This window comes from Streptomyces sp. BV286 (assembly GCF_019090165.1).
GTDB lineage: Bacteria > Actinomycetota > Actinomycetes > Streptomycetales > Streptomycetaceae > Streptomyces.
In genome coordinates this window covers 23457-40314 of the sequence record NZ_JAHRIB010000197.1, presented here as the reverse complement: position 1 = coordinate 40314, position 16858 = coordinate 23457, and the positions used below count along the sequence as shown (strand labels likewise).

The window sequence follows — 16858 nt, the reverse complement described above, 5'->3', positions numbered from 1 at the left end:
GCCGGTGTGAAGAAGACGTTCAAGGGCAAGACCACGAACCTGTACGTGAACGGCACGAACATGCCGTCCGTGAAGTCGACGATCACCGCCAAGCTCAAGCAGGACAGCTCGATCGACTACGTGGTCACACTCGGCGCCCCCTTCGCGCTGACCTCCGTGCAGTCCGTGGACGACGCGGGCAGCAAGGCGAAGGTCGCGACCTTCGACCTCAACAAGGAGATGGTCAAGGCCATCGAGGACGGCGACATCCAGTTCGCCGTCGACCAGCAGCCGTACCTGCAGGGCTACCTCTCGGTCGACGCCCTGTGGCTCTACAAGACGAACGGCAACTTCAGCGGTGGTGGCCAGGAGCCGGTGCTGACCGGTCCGGCGTTCGTCGACAAGGAGAACGTGGCCGACATCGCGAAGTTCGCCGCGAAGGGCACTCGGTGACACCCATGACCCAGGCAACGGCACCGGCGACGAGTTCCTCGTCGCCGGGTTCGCCGGCCGCCCCCAAGGACGGCCGGACCTCACAGCGGTCACTGGCCCGCCGGCTGGCGGCCCGTCCCGAGATCGGCGCGCTGATCGCGGCGATCGCCGTCTACGTCTTCTTCTTCGCGGTCGCCTCGCCGTTCCGCGAGGCCAGTTCCCTGGCCAACGTGCTCTACGAGTCGTCGGTGATGGGCATCATGGCCCTGCCGGTGGCGCTGTTGATGATCGGCGGCGAGTTCGACCTGTCCGCCGGCGTGGCCGTGACCACCTCCGCTCTGACGGCCAGCATGTGGAGCTTCCAGCTCTCCATGAATATCTGGGTCGGCGTCATCGTCGCCCTGGTGGTGTCGCTGGCCATCGGCGCGTTCAACGGCTACCTGCTGGTACGCACCGGTCTGCCGTCGTTCCTGATCACCCTGGGCTCGTTCCTGATCCTGCAGGGCGCCAACCTCGCCATCACCAAGATCTTCACCGGGAACGTCGCCACCGACTCGATCAGCGACATGGACGGCTTCGACCAGGCCAAGAAGGTCTTCGCCTCCGAGATCGGCATCGGCGGCGTCGACGTCAAAATCACCGTCTTCTACTGGCTGGTCTTCGCCGCCGCCGCGACCTGGCTGCTGCTGCGCACCAAGTTCGGCAACTGGATCTTCGCCACCGGCGGCAACAAGGACAGCGCCCGCGCGGTCGGCGTCCCCGTCACCTTCACCAAGATCGCCCTGTTCATGGGCGTCGGCGCCGGCGCCTGGTTCGTCGGCATGCACATCCTGTTCTCGTTCAACACCGTCCAGTCGGGCGAGGGCGTGGGCAACGAGTTCCTCTACATCATCGCCGCGGTCATCGGCGGCTGTCTCCTCACCGGCGGATACGGCTCCGCGATCGGCCCCGTCATCGGCGCCTTCATCTTCGGCATGGTCTCCCAGGGCATCGTCTACGCCAACTGGAACCCCGACTGGTTCAAGGCCTTCCTCGGCGTCATGCTCCTGCTCGCCGCCCTCGTCAATCTGTGGGTCCGCAGCCAGGCCACCCGGAGGTAACGCCATGACCACCGACAACACCTCCCCCAACGGGGCCACCGCCGTCCAGGACAGGCCCGGGGACGCCGAGCCGGTCGTCCAGCTGAAGGGCGCGGGCAAGGCCTACGGCAACGTCCGCGCCCTGCACGGCGTGGACCTGGCCGTGTATCCCAGCCAGGTCACCTGCGTCCTCGGCGACAACGGCGCCGGCAAGTCCACCCTGATCAAGATCATCTCCGGCCTGCACCAGCACACCGAGGGCCAGTTCCTCATCGACGGCCACGCCGTCCACCTCAGCACCCCACGCGAAGCCCTCGACAAGGGCATCGCCACCGTCTACCAGGACCTCGCCACCGTCCCCCTCATGCCGGTCTGGCGGAACTTCTTCCTCGGCTCCGAGATGACCAAGGGCCCCTGGCCCGTCCGCCGCCTCGACATCGCGAAGATGAAGGAGACCGCCGACCAGGAACTGCGCAACATGGGCATCGTCCTGGACGACCTCGACCAGCCCATCGGCACCCTCTCCGGCGGCCAGCGCCAGTCCGTGGCCATCGCCCGCGCCGTCTACTTCGGCGCCCGCGTCCTCATCCTCGACGAGCCCACCGCCGCCCTCGGCGTCAAGCAGTCCGGCGTCGTCCTCAAGTACATCGCCGCCGCCCGCGACCGCGGCCTGGGCGTCATCTTCATCACCCACAACCCCCACCACGCCTACATGGTCGGCGACCACTTCAGCGTCCTGCGCCTGGGCACCATGGAACTCTCCGCCGCCCGCAGCGACGTCACCCTCGAAGAACTCACCAACCACATGGCCGGCGGCGCCGAACTCGCCGCCCTCAAACACGAACTCGCCCAAGTCCGCGGCGTCGACGTCGAGGAACTCCCTGAAGCCGAGGACCTCAAAACACCCACCACCACCTCCGCTTCCGCCTCTGCCTCCGCCGAAGGCAAAACCTGACAGCGGCGAACTCATCGGCTGCCGCCCCCAGTGCGAGGACCACTGGACCACGGGCCACTGCACCGAGGACCGCCGCGCCCAAGGCGTCCCGATCCAACGCTCCACCGTCCCCTACCGACCCGAAGGCATTCCCTCATGAAGATCGCCCTCGATCCGTACATGATCCGCGACACCCCGCTGCTCGAACTACCCGCTGTGGTGGCCGAGTTGGGCTACGAGTGGATCGAGCTCTCCCCCCGCGAGGACTTCATCCCGTTCTTCCGCCATCCCCGTGTCGACGACGCGACCGTACGGAAGTTCCGCAAGGCACTGGACGCGGCGGGAGTCGGCATCTCCTCGATGCTGCCCCTTTTCCGCTGGTCCGGGCCGGACGAAGACGACCGGCAGGCCGCCGTACGGTACTGGAAGCGGTCCATCCAGATCGCCGCCGACCTCGGCGTGGACAGCATGATCTCCGAGTTCAACGGCCGCCCGGAGCAAGCCGACCGCAGTGAGGCGCAGTTCTGGAAGACCCTCGACGAACTCCTCCCGGTCTTCGAGCGCGAGGGCATTCACCTGGCCCTGGAACCGCACCCGGACGACTTCATCGAGAACGGCTACGACGCGGTCAACCTGATCCGGGGCATCAACCACCCCAACGTCACGTTCCTGTACTGCGCCCCGCACACCTTCCACATCGGCAACGACGCACCCGGCATCATCCAGTACGCCGGTGACCTGCTGACCCACGTGCACCTCGCCGACGCCTTCGACCACACGGCGTCGTCCGGCAACCGGTACATCCTCAATCCGCCCGGCACCCCGGCGCGGATCCACCAGCACCTGGACATCGGACAGGGCGAGGTCGACTTCGGTGAGCTCTTCCGGGAGCTGAAGGCGAACAACTTCGACGGCACGCTGACCGCCTGCGTGTTCGCGTGGGAGGAACGAGCCCACGAGTCCTCGCGGTTCATGCGCGAGAAGATCGACGGATACCTGGCCGCCGGGTCCTGACCGGCGCTGACGGTCCTGATGGGCTCTGCCAGGCTCTGACGGGCCCGGCCCTCTCCCGGCACCGTACGCGTGGTGGCTCTTTCCGACTCGGGCCTGACCTGCGGATCAGGCCCGAGTCACGGAGTCACCAGGTCTGCACACCGCCGATGAACCGGCGCACGGCGCCGGTATCCGGCCCTCGCCACCGTCGTTTCTCATCGGCCTCGCGGCGCGGCCGATCGGCCCGCGAAATCCCGTAGTAACAACCTATTGACAGGACATTTAAGCGAAGGCATCGTTCTTCGCTGTAGGTGCTTTTAAAGCGCTTTAAGTCCACCGTCCCCGGGGATCTCCGGAGCGAAGGGAAACCGCGTTATGCCGTTGGAAGTGCTGACCATGGGCCGCGTCGGAGTGGATGTGTATCCGCTCCAGACAGGCGTGGGACTGGCCGAGGTCGCCTCGTTCGGCAAGTACCTGGGCGGCAGCCCGACCAACGTAGCCGTCGCCGCCGCCCGTTACGGGCACTCCGCGGCCGTGATCACCAAGACCGGCCGCGACCCGTTCGGGGACTTCGTCCGCACGGCCCTGGACGGCTATGGCGTCGACACCCGCTTCGTCGGTACGTCGGACATCGCGCCGACCCCGGTGACCTTCTGCGAGATCTTCCCGCCGGACGACTTCCCGCTCTACTTCTACCGCCTGCCGAAGGCGCCCGACCTGGACATCCGCTCCGACGACCTCGACCTCGCGGCGGTGCGCGACGCCGGCGTCTACTGGATCACCGGAACCGGGCTGAGCGAGAACCCGAGCCGCTCGGCCACCCTCGCCGCCCTGGCACACCGGGCGAAGGCAGGAACGACGGTCTTCGACCTCGACTGGCGGCCGATGTTCTGGAAGGACCCGGCGGCAGCCCGTACGTACTACGCCGAGGCCCTGCGCCACACCACCGTCGCGGTCGGCAACCTCGACGAGTGCGAGGTCGCCACCGGTGAGCGCGAGCCGTACGCGGCCGCGAAGGCGCTGCTCGCCGCCGGGGTCGAACTCGCCGTGGTGAAGCAGGGACCCAAGGGCGTGCTCGCCATGAACCGGGACGGCTCGACCGCCGAGATCGCACCGGTCCCGGTGGACGTCGTCAACGGCCTCGGCGCCGGTGACGCCTTCGGCGGCGCACTCTGCCACGGGCTGCTGTCCGGCTGGGACACCCGCCGCACCGTCGCCTTCGCCAACGCCGCCGGCGCCATCGTCGCGGGCCGGCTGTCCTGCTCCGACGCCATGCCGACCGAGGCCGAGGTCGAGGCCAAGCTGCACGCGGCCACTGCCGCCCCCATCGAACGAGAGGTGTGACGACGTGCTGTCCGACAACGTGAGCCGGATCGTGGAGGCCCGGGTCAGTGATCCCGGTGCCGTCGCGGCGGCCGCCGCGCGACGCGTACGGGCCACCTCGCTGCTCGGCGAGCACGGCAAGGCGATGATCATCGCGGCGGACCATCCCGCGCGCGGCGCCAACGGCGTCGGCGGCGACCCCACCGCCATGGCCGACCGCTTCCAACTGCTGGACCGTCTGTGCGTCGCCCTGGAGCGGCCCGGCGTGACCGGTGTGCTGGCCACCGCGGACATCCTGGACGACCTGCTGCTGCTCGGCGTGCTCGACGGCAAGAGTGTCTTCGGCTCGATGAACCGGGCCGGGCTCGCGGGGTCGGTCTTCGAGATCGACGACCGCTTCACGGGCTACGACGCCGAGACCCTCGCCGCGATGCGTTTCGACGGTGGCAAGATGCTCACCCGCATCGCCCTTCAGGACCCGGCGACGCCGTCCGTCCTTCAGAACACCGCCCGCGCGGTCGACGAGCTGAATGACCGTCAGCTCATAGCACTCGTCGAGCCGTTCCTCTCCACCTGGCAGGACGGCAGGGTCCGCAACGACCTCTCCACCGACGCGGTCATCAAGTCGGTCACCATTGCCTCGGGGCTCGGCCGACGCACCGCCTACACCTGGCTGAAGCTGCCGGTCGTGGACGACATGGAGCGGGTCCTCTCCGCCTCCACCCTCCCGGCGCTCCTGCTCGGCGGCGAGGTCACCGACCCGGACGCGGCCTTCGCCTCCTGGGGCAAGGCCCTCAAGCAGCCCACCGCGCAGGGCCTGGTCGTGGGCCGCTCTCTGCTCTACCCCGCAGGCGGCGACGTCGCCGGTGCGGTGGACCGGGCGGTGAGCCTGCTGTGAGCGACACGAGCAAGTACCACCTCCCCCACGGGACTTCGGCCGACGGCTCGTACGACCTCGTGGTCACCCCCGAGTCGGCTGGCTGGGGATACTCCGGCCTCAGGATCCTGACCCTGAGGCCGGGCCAGGCACACGCCCTGTCCACCGGGGATTCCGAGTTCCTGGTCCTGCCGCTGACGGGCTCCTGCACCGTCACCACGGACGGCAGGGCCTTCGAACTCGACGGTCGGACAGGCGTGTTCGCCTCGGCCACCGACTTCGCGTATCTCCCGCGCGCGTCGGAAGCCCTGATCAGCAGCGCGCAGGGAGGTCTGTTCGCGCTGCCCTCCGCCCGTACCGAGCGGGGAGGTCACTCGGCTCGGTACGGGCGCAAGGAGGACGTGCCCGTCGAGCTGCGCGGCGCCGGGAACTGCTCCCGCCAGGTCAACAACTACTGCCTGCCGGGCACGTTCGACGCCGAGCAGCTGCTGGTGTGCGAGGTCCTCACCCCCGGCGGCAACTGGTCCTCGTACCCGCCGCACAAGCACGACGAGGTCCGCACTGACGACAGCGGCAACCCGGTCGAGTCCGAGCTGGAGGAGATCTACTACTTCCAGGTCGCGGGCCAGGACGGCTTCGCCTACCAGCGGGTCTACGGCACCCCGGAGCGGCCCATCGACGTGCTCGCCGAGGTCCGTTCCGGCGACACCGTGCTGATCCCGCACGGCTGGCACGGCCCGTCGATCGCCGCGCCCGGCTACGACCTCTACTACCTCAACGTCATGGCGGGCCCGGGGCAGGACCGCGCCTGGCTGATCTGCGACGACCCCGCCCACGGGTGGGTCCGCGGCACCTGGGAGTCCCGGGCGACCGATCCCCGGCTGCCGTTCGGGGCCAAGGAGAACCAGTGATGGAAACGATCAGGCTCACCACCGCGCAGGCCCTCGTGCGCTTCCTGGCGAAGCAGTACAGCGAGCGCGACGGCCAGGAGCAGCGGCTGATCCCCGGGGTCTGGGGCATCTTCGGGCACGGCAACGTGGCCGGTCTGGGCCAGGCGCTCCTGCAGGCCGCCGTCACCCAAGAGGCCGACCTGCCCTACTACTTGGCCCGCAACGAGCAGGGCATGGTGCACGCGTCGGTGGCGTACGCGAAGATGCGCGACCGGCTGGCGACCTTCGCCTGCTCGGCGTCGACCGGACCCGGCTCCACGAACATGATCACCGGCGCGGCCCTGGCCACCACCAACCGGATCCCGGTCCTGCTGCTGCCCAGCGACATGTTCGCGACCCGTGCCGCCGACCCGGTACTCCAGCAGCTGGAGGACACCCGCGGCGGGGACGTCACGGTCAACGACGCCTTCAGGGCCGTGTCCAAGTACTTCGACCGGATCTCCCGGCCCGAGCAGCTGATCCCGGCCGCGCTGGCCGCGATGCGGGTGCTCACCGACCCGGTCGAGACCGGCGCCGTCACCCTCTCGCTGCCCCAGGACGTCCAGGCCGAGGCGTACGACTGGCCCCTCTCCTTCTTCCGGCGCCGGGTCTGGCACGTGGGCCGCCCGGTACCGGAACCGGCCGCCGTCGAGCGGGCCGCGCGTCTGTTGCGCGGTGCCCGCAGGCCTCTGATCGTGGCCGGCGGCGGTGCCGTCTACTCCGGCGCCGAGACCCAGCTGCGGGCCTTCGCCGAAGCCAGCGGCATCCCGGTCGCGGACACCCATGCAGGCAAGGGCGCGGTGCCCTGGGACCACCCCTACGCGGTCGGCGGCATCGGTTCGACCGGCTCGTACGCGGCGAACGAACTCGCACGCGAGGCGGACGTCGTCCTCGGCATCGGCACCCGGTACTCCGACTTCACCACTGCCAGCCACACCGTCTTCGGCAACCCGGACGTCACGTTCGTCAACCTCAACGTGGCACGCCTGGACGCCGTCAAGCACTCGGCGGAACCGCTGGTGGCCGACGCCCGGCTCGGCATCCAGGCCCTCGCGGGCGCGCTGACGGACTGGGAGGTCGCCCCGGAGTACCGCGACCGCACACGCCAACTCATCTCCCGGACACGGGAGATCGAGGAGGAGTGCTTCGCGACCGACCGGCACACCGGTGAACTGCCCGCCCAGACCCAGATCCTCGGCGCGCTGAGCGACGTGCTGGGCGACCGTGACGTCGTCATCAACGCAGCCGGCTCCATGCCCGGCGACCTGCAACAGCTGTGGCGGGCGCGGGATCCGAAGGCCTACCACGTGGAGTACGCGTACTCCTGCATGGGCTACGAGGTCGCCGCCGGCGTCGGCACGAGGATGGCCGACCCGTCGCGCGAGGTCGTCGTACTCGTCGGCGACGGCTCGTATCTGATGATGGCCCAGGAGATCGTGACCATGGTCTCCGAGGGCCTGAAGGTCATCATCGTCCTCGTCCAGAACCACGGCTTCGCTTCCATCGGCGCCCTGTCCGAGTCACTCGGCTCGCAGCGGTTCGGCACCAAGTACCGCTTCCGCAACGGAGATTCGGGACAGCTCGACGGCGACGTACTTCCCATCGACCTCGCCGCCAACGCCTCCTCGCTCGGCGCGGACGTACTGCACGCCACCTCCGTAGACGAGTTCCGTGCGGCGATGGAGAAGGCGAAGGCCGCCACCCGCACCACGGTCGTGCACGTCGAGACCGACCTGTACGGGCCGAACCCGCCCGGCCACGGCTGGTGGGACGTGCCGGTGAGCCAGACCTCCGCCCTGGACTCCACCCGTGACGCGTACGAGACGTACGCCGCCCGCAAGCAGGACCAGCGCCACTACCTGTAAGTCCCGTCCCCGCAAAGGAAACCCGCACCGTGAAAACCATCGAGCACTGGATCAACGGCTCCCCCGCCGCCGGGACCAGCCCGGAGACGGCCCCCGTGTTCAACCCGGCCACCGGCCAGGAACAGGCCCGGGTCGCCCTTGCCTCGGCCGCCGACGTGGACACGGCCGTCGCGGCCGCCACCGCCGCCTTCGAGACCTGGTCCGAGTCGTCGCTCACCCAGCGCACCCAGGTCATGTTCGCCTTCCGGCAGCTCCTCATGGAACACGAGGAGGAGCTGGGCCGAATCATCTCCGCCGAGCACGGCAAGACGGTCGACGACGCGCGCGGCGAGATCACGCGCGGCCGGGAGGTCGTGGAGTTCGCGTGCGGTCTCGGCGACGTCCTGAAGGGGTCCTTCTCCGACCAGGTCTCACGCGGTGTGGACGTGCACAACTTCCGCCAGCCCCTGGGCGTCGTCGCGGGCATCACACCCTTCAACTTCCCCGCCATGGTGCCCCTTTGGATGCACCCGATCGCCATCGCGACCGGTAACACCTTCATCCTCAAGCCCAGCGAGCGCGACCCCTCCGCCGCAGTCTTCGTCGCCGAGCTGTACAAGAGGGCCGGACTGCCCGACGGCGTCTTCAACGTCGTGCACGGCGGCAAGGACGCGGTCGACGCGATCCTCACCCACTCCGGCATCGAGGCCGTCTCCTTCGTCGGTTCCACGCCGATCGCCAGGTACGTCCACGAGACGGCCACCGCGCACGGCAAGCGCGTCCAGGCACTCGGCGGGGCCAAGAACCACGCCGTCGTCCTGCCCGACGCCGACCTGGAGTTCGCCGCCAACCACATCACGGCCGGCGCCTACGGCTCCGCCGGTGAACGCTGCATGGCGGTGTCCGTCGCCGTCGCGGTCGGGGACGCGGCCGACGCTCTGGTCGAGATCCTTCAGCGCAAGGCACGCGAGGTGAAGGTCGGTCCCGGTGACGCGGCGGGCACGGAGATGGGCCCGCTGGTCACCAAGGCCGCCCAGGAACGCGTAGAGAACGCCGTCGGTGTCGCCGACGGACAGGGTGCCGCCGTGGTCGTCGACGGTCGTGGCCTCAAGGTCGACGACCCCGCATACGCCGACGGGTTCTTCACCGGGCCGTCCCTCCTCGACCACGTCACGACCGAGATGGACGCCTACAAGGAAGAGCTGTTCGGACCGGTCCTCGCCGTCGTCCGCGTCGACACCCTCGACGAGGCCATCAACGTCATCAACGCCAACCCCTACGGCAACGGCACCGCCCTGTTCACCGGCTCCGGCGAGGCCGCACGCCGCTTCCAGCGCAACGTCAAGGTCGGAATGATCGGCGTCAACGTGCCGGTGCCCGTGCCGATGTCGTACTACTCCTTCGGCGGGTGGAAGGACTCCCTCATCGGCGACTCCCCCATCCACGGCCCCGAGGGCATCCGCTTCTACACCCGGCCCAAGGTCGTCACCACCCGCTGGCCGCAGCCCGCACAGCAGGTGACCGCCGGCTTCAACTTCCCCACATCCAGCTGACGGTTCGCCCTTCCCGCAGGAGCACAACTCCCCCACGACAACTGCCAGGAGGTGGCCATGGACGTCAGGGACGACGCGACTGAGGCCCCCACACCAAGCACCACCAACGCGGACAACCCCTCCCGCCGGGTCTACCGGCGACTACGGACCATCACCGTCATCGCCACCTTCGGTGGACTTCTCTTCGGCTACGACACCGGTGTCATCTCCGGCGCGCTTCCCTTCATGGCCCGTGCGCCCGAGGACGGCGGGCTGGGTCTCAGCCCGCTGACCGAAGGGGTCGTCGCGTCGTCACTCGTGCTCGGCGCGGCGTTCGGGGCCCTGTTCGGCGGCCGTCTCTGCGACCGCTACGGGCGCAAGCGGACGATCCTCGGACTGGCCGTGCTGTTCTTCATCGGCGCGCTGGGCACCGCGCTCGCACCCGACGTCACGGTGATGGTGCTGTTCCGGGTGCTGCTCGGACTCGCCGTGGGCGGAGCGTCCGCGACGGTGCCGGTGTTCATCGCCGAGCTGGCCCCCGCCGAGCACCGCGGCCGCCTCGTGACCCAGAACGAACTGATGATCGTGACCGGCCAGTTGCTGGCCTACACGTCGAACGCGATCATGGCCAACACCGTGGACGAGGGCGGCGTGTGGCGCTGGATGCTCGCGATCGCCACGATTCCGGCCGTGCTGCTGTGGTTCGGGACTCTGTTCGTGCCCGAGTCGCCTCGCTGGCTGGCCTCCCGCGGCCGGTTCGAGGACGCCGCCCGCACGCTGAGCCGGATCCGCGACGAGCAGGTCGTCGACGCGGAGTTCTCCGAGATCAAGCGACGTGTCACCGCCGACGCCCATGAACCGCGGGCCGGATGGCGGGACTTGGGCACACCCTGGGTACGGCGCATCGTGACGTTCGGGTTCGGGCTGGCCGCCCTGACCCAGCTCACCGGCGTCAACTCGATCATGTACTTCGCGCCGACGATCCTGCTGGACACCGGCCTCGGCACAGAGGCAGCGCTCACGGCCACCATCGCCAACGGTGTCGTGGCGGTGCTCGCGGTCTCGACCGGCATGTGGCTGCTCAGCCGGTTCGGCCGGCGCCCCATGCTGCTGACCGGGCAGGCCGGCGTCACCGTCTCGCTGGTGCTGATCGCCTTCTGTTTCCTGGCCCTGCCCGAGTCGACCGTCCGCAGTTATCTCGTGCTGGCGTCCATGCTGACCTTCCTGCTGTTCATGCAGGGCTGCATCGCGACCGTGTTCTGGCTGATGCTCTCGGAGATCTTCCCGCTCCGCCTGCGCGGCTTCGCGATGGGCACGGCCGTCTTCGGCACCTGGATGGCCAACTTCGTCGTCACGCTGGTGTTCCCGCCGCTGATCGACACGATCGGCGGGGCCACGTTCCTGATCTTCGCCGCGATCAACGCCGCCACGATCGCGTACTACGTGCGCACCGTTCCCGAGACCCGGGGCCGCTCGATGGAAGCTATCGAGAGCCACTTCCGTCGGCAGTACGCCACCTGACCACGCCCTCCCGTCGACACGTCTCTCCCGTCGACACATCCCTCCCTGCGACACGTCCCTTCCTTTCGAAAGGCCCCGCCATGACCACGTCCGCCAAACCCATCTCCGTCGCGGTGATCGGAGCCGGCATGGCCGGCCGCAGCCATGCCGCCGGCTACCGCAACGTCAACACGGTCTTCGGTGCCGGCCTGCCGCCGGTCCGCCTGGCCGCGATCGCCGACGCCAACGTCGCACTCGGCGAGGATGCCGCCCGCCGCTACGGGTACGAGAAGGCGCTCCCGAGCTGGGAGGCCGTCGTCGAGGACCCGACGATCGATGCCGTCAGCATCGTCGTGGGCAACGCCCTGCACCGTCCGATCGCGGAGGCGCTGGTCGCCGCGGGCAAGCACGTGCTGTGCGAGAAGCCGCTGGCCGGGTCGTTGGAGGACGCCCGCGCGATGGCCGAGTTGGAGCGCACCGCCGAGGTCGTGACCGCTGTCGGGTACACCTTCCGGCGTTCCCCGGGCATCGCGGCGATCCGAGAGCATGTCCGGCGCGCCGAGCTGGGCGATCTCTCACTGTTCAGCGGCCGGTACTGGTGCGACTACGCGACCGACCCCAATGGCCCGCTGACCTGGCGGTTCAAGGGCGGCCCCGGTTCCGGTGCCCTCGGTGACGTCGGCTCGCACGTCATCGACGTCGCCGAGTACGTCGCCGGCCCCATCACCTCGGTCTCCGGTGCCTCACTGTCAACGCAGATCACCAAGCGGCCCCTGCCGCTGGGCGCTGTGATCGGGCACAACACCGCGCCTGTCTCCGACGAGTTCGGCGAGGTGGAGAACGAGGACACCGCGTCCTTCACCGCCCGCTTCGAGTCGGGGCTCGTGGGCACCTTCTCGGTGACGCGCACCGGCTTCGGCCTGCCCAACGGGCTCGCCTTCGACGTCCTGGGCCTCGGCGGCCGGGCCGCGTTCGACCAGCACAGGCCCGCCGAGTACCTCTTCGACGACGCCCAGCCCGAGGCCCGTACGCGCGGTGCCCGGCAAATCATCGCCGGTCCACAAATGCCGTACTTCGCGGGCGGGGTCCCGATGGAGGCGCCGGGTGTGGGCGCCAGCAACGCCGACAACTTCACCTACCAGGCCCGCGCCTTCCTCGACCAGGTCGCGGGCGCCGCCGACCCGAGGCCGGCCTGCGCCACCTTCGCCGACGCTCTGCGGACCATGGAGATCATCCGGGCCGTCGTCGAGTCGTCCCGGGCCGGCGGTGCCGCCGTCACGGTCCCGCCCGCCGCCTGACCCCCTCGTAGAGCCTGAAGAGAAAGAAGAGACACATGGCCCTCAAGCTCGGCGCCTACACCGCCTGTCTGCACGACCGGACCCTCCCCGAGGCCCTGGACATCCTCAAGGAGAACGGGCTGACCTCGGTAGAGGTCAACACCGGTGGCTTCATCCCCTCCCCGCACTGCCCCGTCGACCTGCTGCTGTCCTCGGCCAAGGCGCGCGAGGAGTACCTGGCGACCTTCGCCGAGCGTGGGCTGGAACTGACCGGGCTCAACTGCAACGGCAACCCGCTCAACCCGCTGCCGGGAGTCGGGCCCAAGCACGCCGACGACCTGCGCCGCACGATCCGTCTCGCGGGCCTGCTCGGTGTGAAGCACGTCGTCACGATGTCCGGCACCCCGGGCTCCGACCCGGACGCCAAGTACCCGTCCTGGGTCGTGAACCCGTGGGACGGCGTCTACATGGACGTCCTGGACTACCAGTGGGGCATCGCCGTCGAGTTCTGGAAGGAGATCGACGCGCTGGCCCGGGAGAACGACGTCCGGGTCGCCATCGAGATGCACCCGCACAACGTGGTGTTCTCCCCCGTCACCCTCAAGCGGCTGGTCGACGCGGGCGCCCTGACGAACGTCGGCGCGGAGATGGACCCCTCCCACCTGATGTGGCAGGGCATGGACATCGTCGCCTCGATCAAGTGGCTGGGCCCGCTGGTGTTCCACGCCGCCGCGAAGGACGCGACGCTCTGCGCCGGCGCCGACATCCGTGGCGTACTGGACACGTCGTTCACCCGCGTGCCCGCCGACGCGGCCGACAAGGTGCCCACCGGCTACGGGTTCTGGTGCAACGCCTGGCCGGAGAACCCTGCGTGGAAGTTCGTCGCCGTCGGCAACGGCAACGACGTGCCCTACTGGACCGAGTTCCTGCGGGCCCTCGCGCAGATCGACCCGGACATGGCCGTGAACATCGAACACGAGGACGCGGCCTACTCCCAGACCGAGGGACTCGCCCTGGCGGCCAAGAACCTGCACAGCGCGGCCGCCGCGCTCTGACCCGCTCGCGGGCCCTGTTCCGACCCCCCGTTACCGTTTTCGTGGCTCCGCGATGGGGCCTCCGGCCTTCGGGTCCGGCATGACTTCCCCCTCCTGTTGTTGATGATCCGGGGGGGTGTCACCGGGCCCGGAGGCATCGACGGACCGCTGATGAAGGGCTTGAGCACCGGCTTCACCCGAGCCGGAAGAGCTCTCCGTAACGTGGATGTGGCAGCTCGATGCCGAGGCAAGGCCGGACGGAAAGCGCGACCGGAGGGGCCTGCACGTGATCGACACCGGCGGCATCGACGTCTTCCTCGTCCTGGACGTCGGCAAGGGCGAACACCACGCCACCGCCGTCACACCCGCCGGGAAGAAAGCCTTCGGCAAGCGGCTGCCCAACACCGGACCCAAGCTCCGCGAACTGTTCGCGAAACTCCAGGCCAAGCACGGAACAGTGCTGGTCGCGGTCGCGGGCGAGGCGCCGAACGTCTCCGGCAGATGCCGCCACGCGCACCCGCTGGTCAGCACCGACCGCCGTGAACACGGCACGCTCGTCACACGGAGCGGTCCCGCCGCCCTGCGGACGGGAGTTGAACGACGGCAGCAGCGGTGCGACCAGCCACGGTGTCCTGTGTGGTGATCGCTCGCTGGGTTGTTCGTGGGGCGGGGTACGTGGAGTTGCATTGTTCCGGACGGGCTGCGGGAGATTGCCGAGTCGCTGATCCCACCGTCGAAGGTGCGGCCACAGCGCGGCGGAACGCAGGACACGCCTGACGAGGCGCTGTTCGCGGCGATCATCTACGTGCTGATCAGCGATTGTGCCTGGCGGGGTCTGCCGCCGTGTTTGGGGACACCGAAGTCGACCGCGCACCGCCGGTTCCTGATCTGGTCGCGGGCCGGGGTGTGGGGCCGGCCGCACGCGGCGGTGCTGCACCGACTCGATGACGCCGGCCTCATCGACGTCTCGCGCGTGGTCCTCGACTCCGCTCACGTGAGGGCTGGAAATGGGGGCGAACTCAAGGTCCGGAACCCCCTCTTTCGTCTCGATGTGGCTGCCGTCGATCTCCGCCCGGGGCCAGTCGATCTCGTTTGCCGCGTTCAGCTGGGCAAGCAGGATCCGATACAGATCGTCGAACACCCGGCGTTGATCCACCGCTTGATCCGCCGCCAGCACGTCATGCCTGACCTGAAGCCGAGTTCCTGCGGAAGGTCTTCCCAGCCGATCCCGGTATGCAGCCCGTACAAGATGCCCTGCAGGCACTGCCGATCCGGCACCGGCCGCGGACCGATCGCCTTCATCGGGCCACGGCGGAAGCAACGGCTCCAGAAGCTCCCACAACTGATCATTTAGCAGAACGCGTGAGCAGCTCTCTAACGTTCGTCTCAGGCTCGCTCGGTAGGAAATAGGCATGCGGATAAGCGATGCAACCCGTGTGCAGAAGGCTAGTGATGGCAGCCGACGCAGCACCATCCGGGGACAGCGCAGCCCGGCCGGTTGCGGTTCGAGGCGGCCACCAGGGCGCTGGCAACGGCGTTCCCTGTCGCCGCATGCGGGGTCACACGCCGACAACAGTGCGGGGTCCGCCGCGGCCGGCCCGCGCAGCGCGCACGCGGGCGGTCGTCAGCTCCACCACAGCCGCTGCGCACCGGCGAGCGGTTCCTCCACCTGAGCGCTGCCGCGGTGCGCGAGCAGGACGCGAAGACACCTGGTCTCGGCTGGCTGTGTTTCGGCGGAGCCGACGTGGCCGACGCCGAGGTCGGAGAGGGGGACGCGGCGTGGGTGGACACCTGGGCGCGCCTGGTAACGACGAAGGGATGAAAGGGACGATCTGAAGCATCTCGCAGACGGATACCGCACGGATACCGCACCACACAAACACCTGAGGAGAGACTGACATGAAGTCCATGGGACGCCGCGGCTTTCTAGCCGCCTCCACGGCACTTGGCATTGGTGCCGGCTTGTCCACGCATGCCATTGCCTCGGCAGTGGACGAGGACGAGACTTCGGACAAGACTTCGGACATTTCACGGCGGGACCAGGACCTGCCCTTCATCGGCACAGAGGAGACCTTTTCGACTCCCACGTTGTTGAAACTGAACTCCATCAATCAGGATCACATAGCGTTCCTTGAGGAAATTGGCCTTTCGGATCTAGGCCAACGCCGCATCGGCGATATGGATGCGGGGGGACTCAACGTTCAAATCCTCTCCGCTCATACACCTTCCGTACAAAATGTCCCTGGGCAAAAGGGCATCGACCTTGCCTATCGCCTCAACCGGCAACTTGCAGACGGGCCAATCGCCAAATATCCGGGCCGCTTCAAGGCTTTCGCCACCTTGCCCTTGCGGAGCCCGGAGGCGGCGGCGGACGAACTGGAACGCTCGGTTCGGGAAGATGGCTTCTTGGGTGCACTGACCAACGGACACATCGCGAAGAAGTATCTCGATCACCCCGATTTCGAGCCTGTGCTGGCACGTGCCGTTTCTCTCGATGTGCCGATCTACCTGCATCCCGGCTATCCAGCTGACGAGGTCTTCAAGATCTACTACAGCACCACACGGTCTAAATACACGGAGGAGTACCAAGACTACATTTTCAGCGGGTCTGGATATGGCTGGCACCAGGAGGTGCTGACCCAATGCGTTCGGATGATCACGTACGGGGTTTTCGACAGATTCCCCAAACTAAAAATCATCATCGGCCACATGGGCGAAGGTCTTCCCTTCTACTACGAGCGGATCGTCAATGACATGGGCGAGCCGACCAAAGACTCGCTCGAGAAGCCCATCGGGCAATACTTCAAGGACAACTTCTGGGTCACAACCAGCGCATTCCCCCAGACCGAACTGCTCGATCTCCTGCTGAAGTACATCAGCGTGGATCGAGTGATGTTCGCAACCGACTACCCGTTCGCGGACATAAAGGAGCAGACCGACTGGTTCCGCGGAGTTGATTTGCCACGCGAAGACAAGGAGAAGATTGCGTTCCGAAATGCAGAGAAACTGTTCAGAATGAAGGTGTCCGTGAAGTGATACGCCAGCGTCGGCCGGAGTGAAAGAATGCTTTGCTGTAAGGCGAGAGTACGGCCGAAGTATGCGATGCGCGGCTGCCTGGGGGCCCA

Annotated in this window: 15 protein-coding genes and 2 pseudogenes; 16 read left to right on the top strand and 1 reads right to left on the bottom strand. The window is 68.1% G+C overall.

Annotated features, from left to right (window positions below):
* The 14 genes and pseudogenes from KUF83_RS37245 to KUF83_RS37180 all read left to right on the top strand — a co-directional run.
* The coding region (locus KUF83_RS37245) for a substrate-binding domain-containing protein (protein ID WP_217459481.1) at positions 1 to 432 on the top strand (432 nt) is incomplete at its 5' end.
* A 5-nt stretch (positions 433 to 437) separates the two neighbouring features.
* Positions 438 to 1511 (top strand): ABC transporter permease, encoded by a 1074-nt coding sequence (locus KUF83_RS37240; RefSeq protein WP_217458084.1) that lies wholly within the window; start codon positions 438 to 440, stop codon positions 1509 to 1511.
* 4 nt (positions 1512 to 1515) lie between these two features.
* Positions 1516 to 2445 (top strand): ATP-binding cassette domain-containing protein, encoded by a 930-nt coding sequence (locus tag KUF83_RS37235; RefSeq protein ID WP_217459480.1) that lies wholly within the window; start codon positions 1516 to 1518, stop codon positions 2443 to 2445.
* Positions 2446 to 2580: 135 nt separating this feature from the next.
* Complete coding sequence (locus KUF83_RS37230; protein ID WP_217459479.1) at positions 2581 to 3438, top strand: sugar phosphate isomerase/epimerase; 858 nt, start codon at positions 2581 to 2583, stop codon at positions 3436 to 3438.
* 354 nt (positions 3439 to 3792) lie between these two features.
* Positions 3793 to 4761, top strand: coding sequence for a 5-dehydro-2-deoxygluconokinase (gene iolC, locus KUF83_RS37225; protein WP_217459478.1), 969 nt, complete (start codon positions 3793 to 3795; stop codon positions 4759 to 4761).
* A gap of 4 nt (positions 4762 to 4765) precedes the next feature.
* Positions 4766 to 5638, top strand: coding sequence for an aldolase (locus KUF83_RS37220; RefSeq protein ID WP_217459477.1), 873 nt, complete (start codon positions 4766 to 4768; stop codon positions 5636 to 5638).
* Positions 5635 to 6528, top strand: a complete 894-nt coding sequence (gene iolB, locus KUF83_RS37215) for a 5-deoxy-glucuronate isomerase (RefSeq protein WP_217459476.1) — start codon at positions 5635 to 5637, stop codon at positions 6526 to 6528. Before KUF83_RS37220 ends, iolB begins: the two co-directional genes overlap by 4 nt.
* The gene (iolD, locus tag KUF83_RS37210; protein WP_217459475.1) at positions 6528 to 8411 is read left to right on the top strand and encodes a 3D-(3,5/4)-trihydroxycyclohexane-1,2-dione acylhydrolase (decyclizing); all 1884 of its coding nucleotides are present in this window, start codon (positions 6528 to 6530) and stop codon (positions 8409 to 8411) included. Before iolB ends, iolD begins: the two co-directional genes overlap by 1 nt.
* A 29-nt stretch (positions 8412 to 8440) precedes the next feature.
* Entirely contained in the window at positions 8441 to 9943 is a 1503-nt protein-coding gene (locus tag KUF83_RS37205) for a CoA-acylating methylmalonate-semialdehyde dehydrogenase (protein ID WP_217459474.1), read from the top strand.
* 57 nt (positions 9944 to 10000) lie between these two features.
* A complete protein-coding gene (locus tag KUF83_RS37200; protein ID WP_217459473.1) occupies positions 10001 to 11443 on the top strand; it encodes a sugar porter family MFS transporter in 1443 nt (480 codons plus the stop codon).
* Positions 11444 to 11523: 80 nt separating this feature from the next.
* Entirely contained in the window at positions 11524 to 12720 is a 1197-nt protein-coding gene (locus KUF83_RS37195; protein ID WP_217459472.1) for a Gfo/Idh/MocA family protein, read from the top strand.
* A gap of 35 nt (positions 12721 to 12755) precedes the next feature.
* Entirely contained in the window at positions 12756 to 13754 is a 999-nt protein-coding gene (locus KUF83_RS37190; RefSeq protein ID WP_217459471.1) for a sugar phosphate isomerase/epimerase, read from the top strand.
* Between the two features lie 265 nt (positions 13755 to 14019).
* Positions 14020 to 14205 (top strand): annotated as a pseudogene (locus tag KUF83_RS37185) (transposase); the annotation flags it as partial.
* 189 nt (positions 14206 to 14394) lie between these two features.
* Positions 14395 to 14778, top strand: a pseudogene (locus KUF83_RS37180) (transposase); the annotation flags it as partial.
* Positions 14779 to 14834: 56 nt separating this feature from the next.
* On the opposite strand, the gene KUF83_RS43130 reads toward KUF83_RS37180, so the two are convergent.
* Complete coding sequence (locus tag KUF83_RS43130) at positions 14835 to 15035, bottom strand: transposase (protein WP_374106236.1); 201 nt, start codon at positions 15033 to 15035, stop codon at positions 14835 to 14837.
* 382 nt (positions 15036 to 15417) lie between these two features.
* Here KUF83_RS43130 and KUF83_RS37170 point away from each other — a divergent pair, with 382 nt between their 5' ends.
* Positions 15418 to 15555 carry a hypothetical protein gene (locus KUF83_RS37170; RefSeq protein WP_217459470.1) on the top strand — a complete coding sequence of 46 codons (138 nt, stop codon included), beginning with the start codon at positions 15418 to 15420 and terminating at the stop codon, positions 15553 to 15555.
* A gap of 77 nt (positions 15556 to 15632) precedes the next feature.
* Positions 15633 to 16769: an amidohydrolase family protein gene (locus KUF83_RS37165; RefSeq protein ID WP_217459469.1), complete on the top strand. Its 1137-nt coding sequence runs from the start codon at positions 15633 to 15635 to the stop codon at positions 16767 to 16769.
* The last annotated feature ends 89 nt before the right edge of the window (positions 16770 to 16858 follow it).

Coding starts and splice junctions, on each gene's coding strand:
- KUF83_RS37240 (WP_217458084.1), top strand. CDS start 438: ATGACCCAGGCAACGGCACCGGCGACGAGTTCCTCGTCGCCGGGTTCG.
- KUF83_RS37235 (WP_217459480.1), top strand. CDS start 1,516: ATGACCACCGACAACACCTCCCCCAACGGGGCCACCGCCGTCCAGGAC.
- KUF83_RS37230 (WP_217459479.1), top strand. CDS start 2,581: ATGAAGATCGCCCTCGATCCGTACATGATCCGCGACACCCCGCTGCTC.
- iolC (WP_217459478.1), top strand. CDS start 3,793: ATGCCGTTGGAAGTGCTGACCATGGGCCGCGTCGGAGTGGATGTGTAT.
- iolD (WP_217459475.1), top strand. CDS start 6,528: ATGGAAACGATCAGGCTCACCACCGCGCAGGCCCTCGTGCGCTTCCTG.
- KUF83_RS37200 (WP_217459473.1), top strand. CDS start 10,001: ATGGACGTCAGGGACGACGCGACTGAGGCCCCCACACCAAGCACCACC.
- KUF83_RS37195 (WP_217459472.1), top strand. CDS start 11,524: ATGACCACGTCCGCCAAACCCATCTCCGTCGCGGTGATCGGAGCCGGC.
- KUF83_RS37190 (WP_217459471.1), top strand. CDS start 12,756: ATGGCCCTCAAGCTCGGCGCCTACACCGCCTGTCTGCACGACCGGACC.
- KUF83_RS43130 (WP_374106236.1), bottom strand. CDS start 15,035: ATGAAGGCGATCGGTCCGCGGCCGGTGCCGGATCGGCAGTGCCTGCAG.
- KUF83_RS37165 (WP_217459469.1), top strand. CDS start 15,633: ATGAAGTCCATGGGACGCCGCGGCTTTCTAGCCGCCTCCACGGCACTT.